This is a genomic window from Kitasatospora sp. SolWspMP-SS2h, assembly GCF_003259315.1.
Lineage (GTDB): Bacteria > Actinomycetota > Actinomycetes > Streptomycetales > Streptomycetaceae > Kitasatospora > Kitasatospora fiedleri.
This window is the reverse complement of the sequence record NZ_QLLT01000002.1, coordinates 294763-313006: the sequence shown is the minus strand read 5'-3', so window position 1 is coordinate 313006 and position 18244 is coordinate 294763. Positions and strand designations below refer to the sequence as shown.

The following is an 18244-nucleotide window of genomic DNA, read 5'->3' as shown; positions in this document are numbered from 1 at the left end:
TTGATCTCCTCTGCCGTGAGTGGGGGCGTCACCGGTGCGCGCTACGCGCGTAGGCGCACCGGAACGGTCCCATGGTGAGGTAATCGGGGCTTGAACGGAACACGTCGAGTCGGCGCGGCGCGCACTGACACCGGATCAGCACCCCTGCGGGGGAACGGAGACGGAGTGCCCGCCGCGGGCGCTCAGGCACGCGCGCGACGGGCACTCCTGGGGCGGTCGGTCCACCAACCGGCCACCCCGGCTCAGGGGGGCGACGGCCCGGGCGTCGGGCCGGACGCCCGGGCGGGACGTCAGGCCGGACGCCCGAGCCTGTCGTCGGCCCGGGCGGGACGTCGGCCCGGGGTCAGCCGACCGCGGTGAGGCGGAAGGACTGGGCGGAGCCTCCGGTGCAGGCCCACTGCTGGAGGCGGGCGCCGTCGGCGGTGGAGACGTCGGTGACGTCCAGGCACTTGCCGCTGTTGCGGTTGACCAGCGTCCAACTGCCGTCGGACTGCTGGACCGGCTTGAACTGCTGATTCGCGCCGGAGGACCACTGCCAGGTCTGGATCTTGGCCCCGTCGGCGGTGGCGGCCCCGGTGACGTCCAGGACCTGGGCGCCGGCCGCGGCGTTGCGGTTGGTGACGCGGTAGTAGCCGCTGTCGGTGGGGGTGAACTGCCACTGCTGGTTGGCGCCGTTGCCGCAGGCCCACTGCTGGACGGCGGTGCCGTTGGCGGTGCCCCAGCCGGTGGCGTCCACGCACTTGCCGGAGTTGGCGTTGGTCAGGGTGTACCAGGCCGCGGTGTTGACCGGTCCGCTCGGCGGGGTGGTGCCGCCGCCGGTGGGGGCGCCGGGCCAGGTGAAGGTGGCGACCGCGCCGGCCGGGAGGTCGTAGACCAGGGAGCGGCCGCTGTCGCTGATCGAGAAGTGCTGCGAGCCGCCGGTGGCGTTGAGCACCACGGCGCCGCGCGAGCCGTCCGGGTTCAGGAAGGCGACGTCCTGGAGGCCGCCGCTGCCCTGGCTGGTGGAACCGATCCGGCGGGCGCCCGGCTTGACGAACTTGGAGACGTGGCCGAGCACGTAGTACTCGGCGTTCTTGCTGTAGCCGCCGCCCGAGACCTCCAGCACGCCGTTGCAGGTGGTGGAGCAGTTTCCGTACTGCGGGCCGCCGTTGGCGTCCAGGGCGACGTTCCAGAGGACGGCGGTGCGGCCGCCGCTGCGCAGGTTGCGGATGATCAGGTTCTCGGTCTGCCACTTCAGGGTGCTGCTGAAGGTCTGCGCGGGGGTGGCGGAGTCGGTGCCGGTGCACTCGGTGAAGAACACCGCCTTCCCGGTGTTCGCCACCTGCTGCTCGGCCTCGGGCTGGCCGCCATAGCAGTGGAACGCCGCGCCCTTGAGCCGGGCCACCGAGGCGTCCTGGGAGAGCACGCTCAGCGGGAAGGAGGTGTCGTCCCAGTTGTGGTCGTAGGCGTAGAGGTCGGTGGACAGCCCGGCGGCGGTCAGCTTGGTGTCCAGCACCTTGATGAAGTCCGCCTGTTGGGCGGCCGTCATCCCGGTGGAAGGGTACGTGGTCTGGAACTTGGGCTCGTTGGCGACGGTCAGGTCGCTGATCGGGGCGCCGGCCGCGCCGTACGCCTGGACCGCCTTGACCAGGTAGTCGGCGAAGTCCCCGTAGTTCTCCGGCTTCAGGCTGCCGCCGTTGAGGGAGTTCGAGGTCTTCATCCAGGCGGGCGGGGACCACGGGGTGCCCATGATCCGGATGTTCGGGTTGACCGCGCGGGCCTGGTTGATCGCGGGCAGGATCTCCTGCTGGTCGCGGGCGATGGAGAACGAGCCCCGGGTGTCCTCGTACGAGTAGAACGGCAGGTGCGAGACGAAGTCGGAGGCGCCGAGCGGCTGGCGCAGGTAGTTGAGGCCGATGCCGCCGCCCGCGGTGGAGAACAGGTCGTTCATCAGGGCGGCCCGGGTGGTGGCGGACAGCCCGGCCACCAGGTGGGCGGAGGACTCGGTGAACGCGGCGCCGAAGCCGACCAGCGGCTGCTGCGCGTCGGCCGCGTTGACCGCGATGTCCTGCGCCTGCGGGCTGGTGGCGGAGAACGCGACGGAGGCGGCCTGGGCCAGGCGGCTGCCGCCGTCGGCGGTGGTGATCCAGACCTGGGCGGTGGTGTCGGCGGCCTGGGCGGACGTCCCGCCGACGGTGGCCAGGCCAGCGGCGGCCAGGGCGAGGGCCACGGCGGTGCGGACGGAGCGGTGCGGTCCGTGCATGGGGCGGCTCCTTGTGGGGGTGGGGAGTTGCGGGCGCGGGGTGACGGGGTGGTGGGGTGGAGGAGTGGCGCGGCGGCGCGGTGGGGGCGCGGGGTGGCGGGGTGGTTCAGCGGTAGAGGCGGACGTCCACGAGGCTCCACCAAGCGGGCGCGGTACCGGTGTTGGTGATCCGCAGGTACCGGGCGCGGGTGCCGGGCGGCAGGTCGACGGTGGTCAGCTGGCCGGTGCCGGCGCCGTCGGCGAGGGGGTGCCAGCGGGTGCCGTCGTCGCTCGCCTCGATCCGCCAACTGCGGGCGTAGTCGCCGAGGTTGTCGCCGCTGTCGAGGGCGACCCGGTCGAAGGCGGTGCGCCGTCCGAGGTCGATCCGCAGGTACTGGCCGGGGGTCTGGGCCGCGCCGCTGGACCACCGGGTGGCGGCGTCGGCGTCGATCGCCAGGTGCGCGTCGGCGTCGGCGGGCTGGGCGGTGGCGGTGGCCCCGGTGAGCGGGACTTCGCGCCGATCGGGCTGCGGCGCACCGGACCCGGGCCAGCGGAAGGTGGCGAGCGCGCCGCCGGGCAGCGTGTACTCGAAGCTCCGGCCGCCGACCGCGACGGCGAAGTCGCGCGGCGCGTCGTTCTCGTTGTGCACCACCAGCACGGTCGACCCGTCCGGGTCGGTGAACGCGACGTCGGCCAGCTGGCCGTTCCAACCCGGCGTGCCGAAGCTGGTGCTGGCGATCCGGACGGCGCCCGGGCGGACGAACTTCGACAGGTGGCCGACGGTGTAGTACTCGGCGCCGGTGCTGACGGTGCGGTCGTCGTGCACGGTCAGCAGGGCGGTGCAGGTGGCGCAGCCGCCGTTGTGCGGGCCGTCGCGCTCGTCCAGCGCGATGTTCCAATTGAGCACGGAGCGGGCCCAGTTGCGGGTCGCGCCGATGGTCAGGTTGCGGGCGTGCCAGGTGAGGGTGGACCGGAAGGTCTGGGCCGCGGTGTCGTCCGGGCCGTGCGAGCCGGAGCACTCGGTGAACCAGATGCCCTTGTCGGGGTGCGCGTCGTGCAGCGCGCTCTGCGCGGACGGGTCGCCCGCGTAGCAGTGGTAGGCCGTCCCGGCCAGCCACCTGGCGGCGTCGCTGTCCAGCAGCCGGTACGGGTAGTCGGTCTCCGGGTCCTCGCCGGGCGGGGTGTTGGCGACGTCGTCCGGGTGGGTGGTCCAGTTGTGGTCGTAGCCGAGGATCCGGGTGCGCGGGCTGGCCCTCTTCAGCAGCGGGCCGAGCGCCTCGACCACCTTCTCCTCCTGCTCGGCGGTCAGGTCGGTGCCCGGGTACGCGTTGGGCTTGCGGTTCTGCGGCTCGTTCTGCACCGTCAGGTAGTCCACCGGGACGCCGGCCGCGGCGTACGCCTGGACGAACTTCACCAGGTAGCGGGCGTACGCGTCGTAGACCGCCGGGTCGTCCTTGAGCCGGCCCCCGACCAGCGAGTCGCCGGTCTTCATCCAGGCGGGCGGGCTCCACGGCGTGGCGACCACCTTCAACTCCGGGTTGAGCCGCCGGGCCTGGCGCAGCAGGGGGAGGATCTGCCGCTCGTCGTGGGCGATCGAGAAGCGGCTCAGCGCGAAGTCGCTCTGCCCGGCCGGGACGTCGTCGTAGGTGTAGTGCGCGGCGGCGGCCGTGAAGTCGGAGGAGCCGATCGGCTGGCGGACCATGCTGATGCCGATCCCCCGTGCGGGGTCGAAGAGTCGACGCAGCGCGGCGTCCCGGTCGGCCGGGGGCAGGGAGCTCAGGACGGCGGCGGAGGAGTCGGTGATCGAGGCGCCGAAGCCGTCCATCCGCTGGAAGGCCTGCCCGGGGTCGACGGTGATGGTGGTGCGGGTGGAGGCGCCCCGGTGGAATGCCACCGACGGCCGCTGGTGCAGCAGTTCGGTGCCGTCCGGGGTGGTGACCCAGACCTCGACCCCGCCGGGCCGGTGCGAGGGCGCGGGGGCGGCTCCCAGCAGGCCGAGTGCCAGGGCGGCGGCCGTGGCGGTGCCGAGCACGCGTCGGTACATCGGTGGTCCTTCCGCTTCCTTCATGAAACGAAATGAAACATTTCCGTCATCCGGGTGGTGCGTTCAGGAAACGGCACTGGGTTTCCGTGTGTCAAGATTCCTGCACGCCTTGAGAGTTGGGAGAGGTAAGATCGCTTCCATGAAACGAAACGATGAAACACATGGGTAGACCGAAATCCACCCGGGTCACGGTGCGGGACATCGCGGCCGCCGCCGGGGTCTCCCCCGCGACGGTCTCCCGCGTCCTCACCGGTCGGGCCGCCGTCTCCGAGCCGACCAGGGCCGCCGTCCGGGACGCGATGCACCAGCTCGGCACGCCCGAGTCCGCGAGCGCGACCGCGAGCGCGGCGGCCGCCGCCCGACGGGCCGCCACCCCGCCGGGCGCGGTCTTCGTCCGCTGCCCGTACCTGCTCACCGACTACTTCGGCACCATCGTCACCGCCGTCGCCGAGGCGCTCGACCGGCACGGGCGGGAACTGATCCTCAGCGCGGGCGGCTCCGCCCAGCGCAACGGGGCGCTCGCCGGGCTGCCGCGCCGCCGCGACCTCGCCGGGGCGCTGCTGATCCTCCCGGTCGAGGAGAGCGCCGAACTGGAGCGACTGCGCCGCCAGGACGTCCCGTTCGTGGTCATCGACCCGCGCACGCCCGTCCCCCGGGACATCGCCGCCGTCTCCGCGTCCCACTTCACCGGCGCCCGCAACCTCACCGCCCACCTGGTCACGCTCGGCCACCGGCGGATCGGCTTCATCAACGGCCCCGTCGACTGGCTCGCCTCCACCTCCCGCTTCGCCGGCCACACCGCCGCCCTCGCCGAGGCCGGCGTCCTGATCCCCCCGGAACTCGTCACCAGCATCGAACCCACTAGCGACTGGGGCCACACCGCCGCCGCCCGCCTCCTCGACCTCCCCCGGCCCCCCACCGCCCTGGTCGCCTTCAACGACAAGGCCGCCATCGGCGCCCTCCGCGCCGCCCACGAACGCGGCCTGCGCGTCCCCGAGGACCTCTCCATCGCCGGCTTCGACGACGACTACCTCAGCCGCACCTCCATCCCCACCCTCACCACCGTCCGCCAACCCCTCGAAGAACTCGGCGGCCTCGCCGTCAGCCTCCTCCTCCGCCTCATCGAAGGCACCGCCCTGGAGGCCCTGCACGTCGAACTCGCCACCGAACTCATCATCCGCGACTCCACCGGCCCGGTCCCGGGCGCGGCACTCTGAGCCGGCCGCCGGACGGACGGCCCTCCGACGGGCACGCCGCCGCCGGTACGGCCATCGGGGCCGGACACCCGGGCCCGCCGGGGCCGGGTCACTCGACGGGAGCGGTCTCCGCGGCAACCTCGGCGTCAGCCGCCAGGGCGGCGCGGGGCCTGCGCAGCAGCGCCTCGCGCTCGGCCTCCGGGATCGCCATCGACTCGGCGAGGACGGCGGCCAGCGCGTCCACCCGGGTGCCGTCGCCGTCGGGACGGAAGACCCACCGGATGCTCTCGTCCCGGGTGATCAGGTCGATCACCGGCCGCGCGTCCCCGTCCCGCGCGGGCGCCGACCGGACGTAGCGCACCAGGTCCAGCGGGACGACCTGGCGGATCTCGCCCTGTTCGAGGAACGCACCCGCCCGGGCGGTGACGATGCGGCGGTCCGTGACGGCGACCAGCGTCCGGGTGGTGCTCCGGTCCCGCGCCGCCGCCAGCATCTCCTTCGCGCCGCCGAGGATCGCCGAGATCGGGCCCAGGGCGTCCAACTGGTCGGGGAAGGCCAGCGCCCGCAGCGTCTCGCCGCCCTCCAGGACCCACCGCAGCAGGCGCAGGTACGGGTCGAGCTCCAGCGACCCGGGCGCGCAGAGCACCTGCGGGGCCGCCAGCACCGGCGGTGCCGGGCGCAGGGCGTCCGCGAGCGGCTCGACCGCCTCCAGGAGCCGGGCGGAGGTCTGCCGCACCGCCTTGGCGTCCTTGCGGCGGCCCGGCAGCGACAGCCCGTCCGGCCCGGGGAGTTCGGCCAGGGTGCGCAACTCCCTGGTCAGCGCGTCGAGCAGGCCCGTCGCCCCGGCGAGCGCCGAGTCGAGCTCGGCCCGGGTGCCGCGGACGACGACCTCGGCGTACCGCGCCTCGTCGGCGTCCGCGTGCCCCGCCGCGCTCGCCCGGCCGGCCCGCAGCGCCTGGTAGCCGGTCCACGCCTTCAGGGAGGACAGCAGGGCGTTGGCGTCGAAGACGATCGCCTCGGCGTTCGTCCGCAGGTACTCGCGGCGCTGCGCGCCCGGCCGGTCGAGCTCCTCGACGTGACCGCGGACGTTGCCCCGGTACAGGTCGACCTGCTTGCGCAGCAGCGCCTCGCTGCCCGCGAGACCGTCCCACAGGGACGCTGGGACCGCCCCGACCTCCCGGGCCTGTTCGATCGCCCGCTCGACGGTGGCGACCAGGCCGGTCAGTTCGGCCCACTGCTCGTTGCGGATCGCGGTGAGCACCTGGGTCGTCAACGCGATGTTGGTCCTGACCAGGCCGGTGATCTCGTTCAGCTGCATCTGCAGGGCGATCGAGGCCAGCGCCGGCCCGAGGGTCACCGCGACCTGCGCCGCACCCGCCGCACCCGTCATGCCCGCCGCACCCGCCAGGCCCACTTCGCCCACGGGAACGAGCCGGGCCTGCCCGACGATCCTGCCGCCGTTGAACACCGCGCCGAGGTGCGCCCCGTCCTTGACGGCGAGCGTCCCGCCGGCCTTCAGCAGGGCCTGCGTCGCGTCGCTCAGCCGGTAGAGCCCCTGCGCGGCGGGCAGCGCCTTCCCGAGCGTGCCGGCCGCCTTGGCCACGGTGCCCACCGAGGCGAGGGCGGTGGACAGCAGCGTCCGGTCGGCGGTCGACACCAGCCCGAAGTCGACCAGGCCGGGCGCGAGTTCCGCCGGGACCTCGCCGAAGACCACGGCGATGCCCGGCAGCACCTCGGCCAGCACCGTCGAGGCGGGTACCGCGTCCTGTGCCGCGTCGGCGCCGGCACTCCCCCCGGGCTCGACGGTTCCGGTCGGGTCCGCAGGGTCGTGCATGCGATGTCCTCCCGCAGGGCCGGACGGCCGGACGCCGTCGGCGTTCACCGCCGCAGTCTAGGGGCCCGACCGCGCGAAGCGGTCGGGCCCCTCGCCGGGGGCAGGTCAGCCGACCGAGGAGTACGCGATGATGCCGCGCCGCATGCCGTCGACCGCCTTGCGGGCGGTCTTGCGGAGTTCCGCGTTCTCGCCCGCCGCGTCCTGGATCTGGCCGAGGACGTCGATGAGTTGCTTGGTCCAGCGGACGAAGTCGCCGGCGGGCATGTCGGCGTCGCGCAGGACGGCGTCGAGGTCGTGGCCGAGGGCCCACCGGTAGGCGGTCCAGGCGAAGCCGACGTCGGGTTCGCGCTGGCCGACGCCTTCGGCGGTGGAGATCTTGTGCTGTTCCTCGAGGGCGTCGAGCCGGCCCCAGATGCGGACCATCCGGCCGAGGGCCTCCTTGGCGCCGCCCTCGGGGACGCGCGGGGCGAGCGCGTCGTCGGACTGGCGGGCCTCGTAGACCAGGGCGGAGGCGCAGGCGGCGAGTTCGGCGGCGGCCAGGCCGTCCCAGACGCCCTCGCGGATGCACTCGGCGGCGAGCAGGTCGAGTTCGCCGTAGAGCCGGGCCAGGCGCTTGCCGTCGTCGGTGACGGTGTCGCCGCGGAGGTAGCCGAGGTCGGTGAGCAGGCCGCAGACCCGGTCGAAGGTGCGGGCGATGGTGTGGGTGCGCGAGCGCATCCGGCGTTCGAGGAGTTCGGTGTCGCGGTGCAGGCGGTGGTAGCGCTCGGCCCAGCGGGCGTGGTCCTCGCGTTCGTCGCAGCCGTGGCAGGGGTGCCGGCGCAGGGCGGCACGGAGCCGGCTGATCTCGGGGTCGTCGGCGGCGGCGGCGCGGCCCTTGCGGAAGCGCTCGGGTTCGAGGTGGCCGGCCTTGGTGCGCAGGGCGGAGGCGAGGTCGCGGCGGGACTGCGGGCTGCGCGGGTTGAAGGACTTGGGGATGCGCATCCGGTCCACCGCGGCGACGGGGTGCGGGAAGTCGATCATCGCGAGGCGCTTGACCTGGCGTTCGGCGGTGAGCACGACCGGGCGCGGCCCGTCCTGGAAGTCGGGGTGGCGGGGGCCGCCGCGGCCGTGCCCGTTGCGGCCGGCCGGGGGCAGGCCGGGGTCGAGGACGAGGGCGAGGCCGGCGAACTTGCCGGTCGGGACGTGGATGATGTCGCCGGGCTTGAGCTGCTCGATGGCCTCGACGGCGGCGTTGCGGCGCTGGGTGGAGCCCTCGCGGGCGAGTTCGTTCTCGCGGTCCTTGAGTTCGCGGCGCAGCCGCATGTACTCGTCGAAGTCGCCGAGGTGGCAGGTCATCGACTCGCGGTAGCCGTCCAGCCCCTCCTCGTTGCGCTGCACCTGCCGGGCGATGCCGACCACCGAGCGGTCGGCCTGGAACTGTGCGAAGGAGGTCTCCAGCAGTTCGCGGGAGCGGTGCCGTCCGAACTGGCCGACCAGGTTGACGGCCATGTTGTACGAGGGGCGGAAGGAGGACTTGAGCGGGTAGGTGCGGGTGCCGGCCAGGCCGGCCAGCGCCTCCGGGTCGAGGCCGCGCTGCCACAGGACGACGGCGTGGCCCTCGATGTCGATGCCGCGGCGGCCGGCCCGGCCGGTGAGCTGGGTGTACTCGCCGGGGGTGATGTCGGCGTGGGTCTCGCCGTTCCACTTGACCAGCTTCTCCATGACCACCGAGCGGGCGGGCATGTTGATGCCGAGGGCGAGCGTCTCGGTGGCGAAGACCGCCTTGACCAGGCCCTGGACGAACAGCTCCTCGACGACCTCCTTGAACCGGGGCAGCATGCCGGCGTGGTGGGCGGCGATGCCGCGCTCCAGGCCGTCCAGCCACTCGTAGTAGCCGAGGACGTGCAGGTCCTCGTCGGGGATGTCGCGGCAGCGCTCCTGGACGAACTGGCGGACCCTGGCGCGGTCGGCGTCCCGGTTCAGGCGCAGCCCGGAGTTGAGGCACTGCTGGACGGCGGCCTCGCAGCCGGCCCGGCTGAAGATGAAGGTGATCGCGGGGAGCAGGCCCTCGGCGTCGAGCCGGTCGATCACGTCGACCCGGCTCGGCGTCCAGACCCGGCCGGGGCGGCCGGTGGGCATCGAGCGCCCGCGGCCGCGGGCGAACCTGTCCCGGCCGCGGTCGGCCTCGGAGCGGGCCAGCCGGACCAGCTCGGGGTTGACCGCCTTGGCGGGGTTCTTCAGGCTGCCCTTGGGGCGGCCGTCCCGGTCGGGGCTGGCGAACAGGTCGTACACCCGGTTGCCGGCCATCACGTGCTGCCAGAGCGGGACGGGGCGGTGCTCGGAGACGATCACCTCGGTGCCGCCGCGCACGGTGTCCAGCCAGTCGCCGAACTCCTCGGCGTTGGAGACGGTCGCGGAGAGCGACACCAGGGTCACCGACTCGGGGAGGTGGATGATGACCTCCTCCCAGACCGCGCCGCGGAACCGGTCGGCGAGGTAGTGCACCTCGTCCATCACCACGTAGCCGAGGCCGTCGAGGGCGCTGGAGCCCGCGTACAGCATGTTCCGCAGGACCTCGGTGGTCATCACGACGACCGGCGCGTCGCCGTTGACGGAGTTGTCGCCGGTGAGCAGGCCGACCTTGGCCTGGCCGTAGCGCTTGACCAGGTCTCCGTACTTCTGGTTCGACAGCGCCTTGATCGGCGTGGTGTAGAAGCACTTGCGGCCGCCGGCCAGCGCCAGGTGGACGGCGAACTCGCCGACGATGGTCTTGCCGGAGCCGGTCGGCGCGGCGACCAGGACGCCCTGGCCGCCCTCCAGCGTCCGGCAGGCGCGGAGCTGGAAGTCGTCGAGCGGGAAGTCGTACAGCTGCTGGAAGCCGTGGAGGGCGGTGGCCTGCTCCTTGGCGCGCTCGCGGGAGGCGGCGTACCGCTCGGCGGGGCTGAGCCGCTCCTCGGCCGCGGGGTCGAGCTGCTCTTCGGGCATGGGGCTGCCGGGCACTGGCGTCACCTTTTCTTCCCGTGGGTGTGGCTGGACGAGAACGCAGACGGCGACGCCTGCGGCTGCGGGGCCGTGGCCCGGGCGGGCGACGGGGCGCAGCGGGTGCTTGGGATGTGGTGATCGAGCATCTCAGCCTGAGATTACCCGTCCGGAGTGACATCAACATCAGACTTTTCCGGCACTTCTCCGGCTGCGTGCCCATGTCAGGGCGGCTGCCGCCGCCGGTCGAGCAGGGTGCGGAAAACCGGGTGACCGTCGAACGGGTGTGCCGCTACCGTCCTCGGGTGGCCAAGTTGAACCAGATCATCGCCGTGGAAAAAGGCGTCAAGTCGAAGTCGTTCCAGGAGCTGACGCAGTCCCACCAGGACTTGCAGAAGCCCGCGCTGCTGGCCGGCCTGTCCCGGACGTACCAGCCCAAGGACGAGGAGGGCGAGCAGCTGCCCCCCGAGTCGACCCGGGTGCAGGTGAAGGCGGAGGACGTGCTGCGGGCGACGGCGGCGACGCTGACCCGGCTGTTCGACGTGACGGCCACCAAGGACTGGGCGAACACCGAGGCCCGGGCCGACGTGGTGGTGGACGGGCGGACGCTGGTGGCGGGCGCGCCCGTGACGTACCTGCTCTTCCTGGAGAAGCAGCTCACCGACCTGCGGACGTTCGTCCGCAAGCTCCCGGTGCTGGACGCCGCGGAGGCGTGGTCGCTCGACCCGTCGACGGACGCGTGGAAGACCGAGGCGGTGCGGACGATCCGCACCAGGAAGGTGCCGCGCAACCACGTGAAGGCGGAGGCGACGGAGAAGCACCCGGCGCAGGTCGAGGTCTACTACGAGGACGTGCCGATCGGGTACTGGACGACGGTGAAGTTCTCCGGCGCGCTGCCGGCCCGGCGGGTGAACGAGCTGCTGGAGCGGGTGGAGAAGCTCCAGCAGGCGGTGCAGTTCGCCCGCGAGGAGGCGAACGGGGCGGAGGTCACCGACCGGCGGGTCGGCGACGCCGTCTTCGGCTACCTGTTCGGGTAGCCCCATGATCGCCCCCGGGTGAGACCGGGGGTGGCGCGAAGAGCGCAAGCTGACACTGAGGTTGAAGCTGAACCCGGGGAACGGTGGGGGTTCGAGTCCCTCCCCCGGCACCACGTGCCGGGGTGGCCCAAACGGTAGAGGCACCCCTTGAAACTCAGACTCTCGCTCACGTCTCAGCATTCGCCGCCGAGCGCCGGATCGACCGGGCGGGGCCAATAGCGTCGGATGGGGGTTCGACTCCCCCCTGCGCCTCTCCGTGGCGCGGTAGCTTCAACGGTAAAGCAAACGCTTTGAGCATGATCACCGTCCTTAAACGTGCCGGTGCGCAGCAATTGGGTGGCACACAGGGGCCCGGGAGCCGGATACCGCTCCCGGGCCCCGTCACGTTCCGGGCCGGTTCCCCGGGAAGGGTTGCCGGAATCGCGTACGCGTGAACTGCTCACATCCGTAGTTGCAAATGTCTTCATGTGGTCATTGAATCGACGCTCATCGATCACAGTCGGACCAGAAACGAAAGATTACGGTCAACAGTCGGCCGGGGTGCGATCCCGTTCCTACAGTCGTGCCGACCGACCCGGCCACGACAGGAAGACGGACGATGGCGAATCTCGAAACCTCGCTCAAGGAAGCCATGACCATTGAAGGTGCCATCGGGGTGGCCCTGGTGGACTACGGCAGCGGCATGGCGCTCGGCACCCTGGGGGACGGCGGAGACATCGACCTGAACGTCGCCGCGGCCGCCAACACGGACCTCGTCCGTGCCAAGATGCGGGCGATGGAAATGCTCAACCTCCACGACGACGGCATCGAGGACATCCTGGTCACCCTGACCAACCAGTACCACCTGATCCGGCCGCTCACCACGTCCAGCGGACGCGGCCTGTTCCTGTACCTCGCGCTGAACCGCGGCCGGTCCAACCTCGCCATGGCCCGGCACCAGCTGAAGCGGATCGAGTCGACGCTGGAGGTCTGAGCGCGGGACGGCGGCCTGCGTGCCGTCGGAGAGGGGAGGAAGCATGCCCGTACCGCTGTACCAGGCCAAGGCCGAGTTCTTCCGGATGCTCGGCCACCCGGTGCGAATCCGGGTCCTCGAACTGCTCCAGGCCGGCCCGACGCCGGTGCGCGACCTGCTGCCCGAGCTGGACGTAGAACCGTCCAGCCTCTCCCAGCAGCTCGCCATCCTGCGCCGCTCCGGCCTGGTCACCGCGACCCGCGAGGGCTCGACGGTGGTCTACGCCCTGGCCGGCGCGGACGTCGCCGAGCTGCTCCGGACGGCCCGGCGCATCCTGACCGAACTGCTCGCCGACCAGGGCATGCTGCTGGAGGAACTGCGCGCCGCGCACTAGCCGGGAGCGGCCCGCCGCACGGGCAGCGGCCCGGTACGGCGGGCCGCCGGACGGCCGGGGCCTCCGGACGGCCGGGGCGGCCGAGGCGGCTAGGGCTGTGCGGTGAGGCGGAAGCTCTGCGCGGCGCCGTTGTCGCAGGTGCGCTGGACGAGTTGGACGGAGTCGGTCGCCGCGGTGGTGGCGACCGCGAGGCACTTGCCGCTGTGGCGCGCCACGAAGTGCTGGGTGCCGGCGGGTTCGGCGACGGCGCGCCACTGCTGGTTGGTGCCGCCGGCGTAGGCCCAGAGCTGGAGCGGGGCGCCGTCGGCGGTCGACCGGTCGGTGACGTCGACGACCTGGTCGGGGTTGTTGCGGGCGGCGAGGCGGACGTAGGCGCCGTCGGTGGGGGTGAGCCGGAACTGCTGGGCGGCGGTGCCGTTGCAGGCGTACTGCTGGACGGCGGTGCCGTTGGCGGTCGCGGCGGCGCGGGCGTCCGCGCACCGGCCGTTGGCCTGGGAGGTCAGGGTGTACCAGGAGTCGGCGGGGGCGGGCGCCCCGCCCAACCACTTGAGGGCGTCGACCAGCATCCGGTTCTGGGTGGCGGAGGCGAAGGTCGAGGACGTCCGGGTGTTGGTGCTGTAGTTCATCGCGTTGTGGCCGAAGTTGGCGTAGAGCATCCGGTACTGGGTGTTGGTCCACAGCACGGGGTAGTCACCGCCGTACCAGGACTGGTTGGGGTCGGTGCCGAGCGGGAAGCTCGACGGGTCCACCGAGGCGAGCACCTTGATCGCGGGGTTGGCCCGCAGGTTGTTCGACCAGCTGTACCACTCGCTGACCGAGGAGGTCCAGGTCGCCGGGAGCGAGGCCGCGGCGGGGTGGGTGCCGTTCTCGGTGCGCAGCACGGCGGTGGTGGGTCCCCAGGTGTTGGAGCGGAAGTTGCCGCTGCCGAGGAACTGGTTGTAGTACCAGTCCCAGCTCGCCGCGTCGGTGGTGAACGCGGAGACGTGGAAGCCCAGCCAGGCGCCGCCGCCCCGCATGTAGCGCTCGAACCCGGCCCGCTGGGCGGTGCTCTGCGGGGCGTCGTCGAGGAACAGGACCACGTCGTAGGCGTCGACGCCGCCGTTGGCGAGCAGGTTCCAGTCGGTGGTGGCGGTGTAGCTGAAGTTGTTGGCCGCGGCCGTCTTCGGGAACCAGTCGTTGGCTTCCTTGTCGAAGTCGATGTGGGCCGCGTCCCAGGTGCCGCTGTAGAAGGCGATCACCTTGAAGTCGGGGACGGCCGCGGCGGCGCGGGTGCCCGGGGCGGCCAGGCCGAACAGCAGGGCGAGCAGGGCGAGGACGGCGGGTGCGAGTCGTTTCAAGGACGGTTCGCGAACGAACACGGGTGCTCCTCGGCGTGGGGGGCGGGGCCCGGCGGTGGGAGCGCCGAGGGGCGCGCCGCGCCCCGCTTCTCTGAGCCGGGAACCTAAAGGTCTGAACCAGACACGTCAAGGGTTCTCGCCTTCGCCTCTTGAACGCACAACGCCGGTTCAGGGCACGGATGGTGAGGTTGCGTCAGTTCCGGCGTGAAGTCTTGACGCCGGGAGCACCCGCCGGCCGCATCAGCCGGCGCCCTCCGCGGCCAGCATCCGGAAGTCGTAGGCCCGCGGAAGCTCCGCACCGCCACCGGCCGCACCGCCACCGGCCGCGTCGCCACCGGCCGCGTCATCACCGGCCGGGGCGGCGGCGCGCCGGTGGGCGAACCAGAGTTCGTGCAGGGAGCCCTCGCCCTCGCGGAGGTCGGCGAGTTCGATGCCCTCGCGCAGCAGCCGCCCGCAGCGCTCCGGGTCGCCGCTGTCCAGCGCGGCCCGGGCCTCCGTCCAGCGGACCCGACCCGCGGCGCGGTCGGCCGGGGCCAGCGCGTCGAGGCGGTCCAGCACCTCTCCGGGGTGTCCGGCGCGGAGCAGGACGGCGGCGCTCTCCAGGACGAGCGGCAGCAGGGCGGGGGCGAGGTCGAGCGCCCGGCGGTAGGCGTGGACGGCGTCGTCGAGCCGGTCGGTGTGCGCGGCGAGGGCGGCGAGGCTGCGCCAGGCCCAGGCGGTGGGGCGGTGTTCGAGCGAGCGCCGCCAGGCCGCGCGGGCGGCGTCGTGGTCGCCGGCGCGGGCGTGCAGGGTGCCGAGGTGGAGGTGGGCGAGCCAGTTGTCGGCGGCGGCCAGCGGCGGCGCCCAGGCCGGGTCGCTCTGGTAGGAGACCGGCGGGCGGTCGGGGTCGCCGGGGGTGAGCGTGCCGTGGGTGAGGAGTTCGAGCCAGGGCTGCTGCTCGGGGCCGAGGGTGCGGTCGGGGAAGGGCGTGCCGGGGGTGGGCAGCGGGCCCTGGCCGGCCCGGGCGCGGCGGTGCTGCTCCAGGGCGCCCCAGCCGGAGCCGGCCTGCAGGATCTCCTCGGGTGCGCGGTCGGCCCAGTCGGCGGCGGCTTCGAGTTCGGCGTCCAGGACGTGCTGCGGGAGGAGGGCGTCCAGGGCGTGCTCGGCCGCGTCGTGGGCCGCCGTCCAGTCCTCGCCGTGGACGGCGGCGGGGTCGGCCTCCAGCAGTCCGTAGGCCTCGGTCCAGGTCCAGCGGGCGCCGGCCGGCATCGGGAGGTGTTCGAGCTGGGTGCGGGCGAGGCCGGCCTGGATCTCCAGGTAGGCCAGGCCGGGTCCGGCGAGCCACTCCTGCCAGTGCCGGCCGCCCTCGCCCTGGCCCCAGAGGAAGAGCTTGCGGCCGCGGAGCCGTTCGGTGGAGGCCTGGACCAGGCCCCGGCCACTCCCGTCCAGGGCGGTGATCCAGCGCCGCCGGCCGGCCGGGAGGTCGAAGAAGTAGTCGGCGGCGTCCCGGGCGAGGGTGGTGCGGCTGAGGTCGGTGCCGTCGGGGGCGGGGAGGGCGACCCGGCGGACCCGGCGGTCGTAGGAGAACTGCCAGGCGGCGTCGGCCGGGGCCAGCACCCGGACGTCGGGGGCCTCGGTGACGGCGATGTTGGACCACCAGTACATCGGGACGGTGTGCTCGCGCGGGTTGGTGATCCGGACGTGCACCAGCAGCACCGGGGAGTCGTCCGGGAGGCAGGCGTCGATCTGGAAGACCGCGCCGCGGATGCGCTCGTACTCCCACATCCGCAGCACCGGGGTGCCATCCGGGCGGGTGAGGCGGGCGGCGTGCAGCGGCTCGCAGGTGGTGGGGGTGTGGCCGATGGTGCCGATGTTCCACTCGACGCCGCCGGCCGGCCAGGCGCCCCGCAGGGCGAGGTTGGCGGGCTGGAACACCGGGTTGCGGAACAGCAGTTCGCGGCCGGTCGGCTTGTGGACCAGCGACTGGAGCCGGCCGCCCGCGGCGAGCAGGAAGACCGCGCGCAGGGTGTCGTTCTCCAGCACCGCCACGGGGTGGTCGGCGGGCGCCCGCTCCCGGGTGTAGCCGTCCTGCACCAGGTAGGGCAGGACGGAGGGCACCCGGCCGTAGCCGATGTTGCGGCGCATCTCCTCGTCGGCCTCGTCGGCGTCCTCGACCTGGTGCGCGTCCACACCGGTGAACAGCGGGGGAAGGGGGTTGACGGGGCCGACCGGCGCGGTCGGCAGCGTCAGGGTGGCAAGCCGGAGCTCACTCATCTGCGGGTCTGCCTCTTCGGAGTCTGCGGAGTCTGCGGGGTCTGCGGGGTCGGTGAGGTCTACGGGGCCGGTGAGGTCTGCGGGGTCCGCCGGCCCGGCGGAGTCGGCGGGCCGGGCCGCGGGCCGGCCCCGGCGAGGGGGCCGGCGGCCGAAGCGGACCGACTGGCCGGCTGGCCGACTGGCCGGCTACTTGACGCTGCCGGAGGTGAGTCCGGCCTTCCAGTGCCGCTGGAGCAGCAGGAACATCACCACGATCGGGACGACCGAGAGCAGCGCGCCGGTGATGATCAGGTTGTAGGGGACGGTCTGGCCGCGCTGCTCCTTCCAGGCGACCAGGCCGACGGTGACCGGCTGGAGGCGGTCGTCGGCGAGCATCAGCGAGGGCAGCAGGTAGTTCGTCCAGATCGTCACGAACTGGAACAGGCCGACGGTGACCAGCGAGGGCCGCAGGACCTTCAGGGCGATGGACCGGAAGATCCTGAACTCGCCCGCGCCGTCGATCCGTCCGGCCTCCAGCAGTTCGTCGGGCACCGCGGCGGCGGCGTAGATCCGGGACAGGTACACCCCGAACGGGCTGACCACGCTAGGGATGAACACCGCCCAGAAGGTGTTCACCAGGTGGGTCGCGGAGAACATCAGGTACAGCGGCAGGGCGAACAGCGGGGCGGGCAGCAGGACGGCGCCCAGGACGGTGTTGAAGACCGCCTCCCGGCCGCGGAAGGCGTACTTCGCCAGCGCGTAGCCCGCCATCGCGGACAGCAGGGTGGCGACGGCCGCGCCGCCGACGGCGTAGAGCAGGCTGTTGAGCAGCCAGCGGCCGTAGATGCCGTGCTGGACGCCCAGCAGCTCGGAGACGTTGCGCACCAGCTCGATCCGTCCGGCGAACCAGAAGCCGTTGCTGGAGAAGAGGTCGCCGCTGCCCTTGGTGGCGGAGACCACCAGCCACCACACGGGCAGCAGGGAGTAGAGCGCCGCGAGCACCAGGACGGCGAGCGTCCCCAGGCGCCCGGCGGGGTCGGCGGCCCGGGCCGGGCCCCTCGACGTGTCCTTCACAGGGCCGCTCCGCGCTTGTTGACGAACCGCATGAACCCGAACGAGAGGACGAAGATCACCAGCGCGAGGAGTACCGAACGGGCGGCGGCGGCCTGGTAGTTGTTGGCCGCGACCTCGTTCTGCGCGGCCATGATCGGGGTCCAGTCGCCGGACAGCGCGGGGGCGACGGCCCGCATGACGACCGGCTCGTTGTAGAGCTGCGCGGTGCCGATAATCGAGAACACCGTGGTCATCACCAGGGCGGGCCGCACCATCGGGATCTTGATGTGCCAGGCGAGTCGCCAGCCGGTGCAGCCGTCGAGCTCGGCGGCCTCGGCGTACTCGCCGGGGAGCGCCTTGAGCGCGGAGTGGATGACGATCGTGTTGTAGCCAGTCCAGCCCCAGGTCAGCATGTTGCCCACCGACCAGGGCAGCATGCCCGCGGAGGTGAAGTCGACGTGCAGGCCGAGGCCGGAGAGCGCCCGGGTGACCGGGCTGACGTCCGGCTGGTAGAGGAAGGACCACATCAGGCCGCCGATCACGCCGGGGATCGCGTACGGCAGGAAGAAGGCGAGCCGGAAGAAGCGCTTGCCGGGGGTGCGGCGGGCGTCGAGCAGCAGGGCCAGCAGCAGCGCCAGGCCCAGCATCAGCGGCACCTGGACGAGGCCGATCAGCAGCACCCGGAGGACGGAGGAGGTGAACGCGCGGTCCGCCAGCGCCTCGGTGTAGTTGGCCAGGCCGGCGAAGGCGGTGGTCGGGGGCGTGAGCCCGAGGCCGGAGCGGTGCAGCTTGAACAGGCTCTGGTGGACGGCGTAGCAGATCGGCGCGACGAAGGTGAGGACGAACAGGGTGCCGAACGGGAGCAGGAAGCCCAGCGGCGTCCAGCGGCGCCAGTCGACGGCGCGGGGCCGCGGGGCGTCCGGCGGGGTGGGCCCGGTGCGCTCGCGCGGGGGTGCCGGGGCCGGGGCGGTGGGGGACGGGTGCAT

12 protein-coding genes are annotated in these 18244 nt (G+C 72.9%); 4 read left to right on the top strand and 8 right to left on the bottom strand.

What is annotated here, in order from left to right:
• Nucleotides 1-343 precede the first annotated feature (343 nt).
• On the bottom strand, nt 344-2242 hold the full coding sequence (locus K353_RS03605; RefSeq protein WP_111552078.1) for an RICIN domain-containing protein: 1899 nt from the start codon (nt 2240-2242) through the stop codon (nt 344-346).
• A 106-nt stretch (nt 2243-2348) separates the two neighbouring features.
• On the bottom strand, nt 2349-4265 hold the full coding sequence (locus tag K353_RS03600) for a discoidin domain-containing protein (protein ID WP_111552077.1): 1917 nt from the start codon (nt 4263-4265) through the stop codon (nt 2349-2351).
• 161 nt (nt 4266-4426) lie between these two features.
• Between K353_RS03600 and K353_RS03595 the strand changes: the two genes are divergently transcribed.
• Nucleotides 4427-5482: a LacI family DNA-binding transcriptional regulator gene (locus K353_RS03595; RefSeq protein ID WP_111552076.1), complete on the top strand. Its 1056-nt coding sequence runs from the start codon at nt 4427-4429 to the stop codon at nt 5480-5482.
• Between the two features lie 88 nt (nt 5483-5570).
• Here K353_RS03595 and K353_RS03590 read toward each other — a convergent pair whose 3' ends face one another.
• Both K353_RS03590 and K353_RS03585 read right to left on the bottom strand, forming a co-directional pair.
• Entirely contained in the window at nt 5571-7295 is a 1725-nt protein-coding gene (locus K353_RS03590; protein ID WP_111552075.1) for a hypothetical protein, read from the bottom strand.
• A gap of 105 nt (nt 7296-7400) precedes the next feature.
• A complete protein-coding gene (locus K353_RS03585) occupies nt 7401-10259 on the bottom strand; it encodes an RNA helicase (RefSeq protein ID WP_111552178.1) in 2859 nt (952 codons plus the stop codon).
• Nucleotides 10260-10558: 299 nt separating this feature from the next.
• Between K353_RS03585 and K353_RS03580 the strand changes: the two genes are divergently transcribed.
• The 3 genes from K353_RS03580 (at nt 10559) to K353_RS03570 (ending at nt 12636) form a co-directional block, all read left to right on the top strand.
• Complete coding sequence (locus K353_RS03580; protein ID WP_111552177.1) at nt 10559-11290, top strand: hypothetical protein; 732 nt, start codon at nt 10559-10561, stop codon at nt 11288-11290.
• 598 nt (nt 11291-11888) lie between these two features.
• Nucleotides 11889-12263 (top strand): hypothetical protein, encoded by a 375-nt coding sequence (locus K353_RS03575; protein WP_111552074.1) that lies wholly within the window; start codon nt 11889-11891, stop codon nt 12261-12263.
• Nucleotides 12264-12306: 43 nt separating this feature from the next.
• Nucleotides 12307-12636 (top strand): helix-turn-helix transcriptional regulator, encoded by a 330-nt coding sequence (locus K353_RS03570; RefSeq protein ID WP_014139771.1) that lies wholly within the window; start codon nt 12307-12309, stop codon nt 12634-12636.
• 89 nt (nt 12637-12725) lie between these two features.
• Here K353_RS03570 and K353_RS03565 read toward each other — a convergent pair whose 3' ends face one another.
• From K353_RS03565 to K353_RS03550, 4 genes are all read right to left on the bottom strand, one after another.
• Nucleotides 12726-13994 (bottom strand): ThuA domain-containing protein, encoded by a 1269-nt coding sequence (locus K353_RS03565; RefSeq protein ID WP_233533332.1) that lies wholly within the window; start codon nt 13992-13994, stop codon nt 12726-12728.
• A gap of 219 nt (nt 13995-14213) precedes the next feature.
• Nucleotides 14214-16226, bottom strand: coding sequence for a DUF5107 domain-containing protein (locus tag K353_RS03560; RefSeq protein ID WP_111552073.1), 2013 nt, complete (start codon nt 16224-16226; stop codon nt 14214-14216).
• Between the two features lie 186 nt (nt 16227-16412).
• A complete protein-coding gene (locus K353_RS03555; RefSeq protein WP_111552072.1) occupies nt 16413-17279 on the bottom strand; it encodes a carbohydrate ABC transporter permease in 867 nt (288 codons plus the stop codon).
• Nucleotides 17276-18244, bottom strand: coding sequence for a carbohydrate ABC transporter permease (locus tag K353_RS03550; protein ID WP_111552071.1), 969 nt, complete (start codon nt 18242-18244; stop codon nt 17276-17278). Before K353_RS03550 ends, K353_RS03555 begins: the two co-directional genes overlap by 4 nt.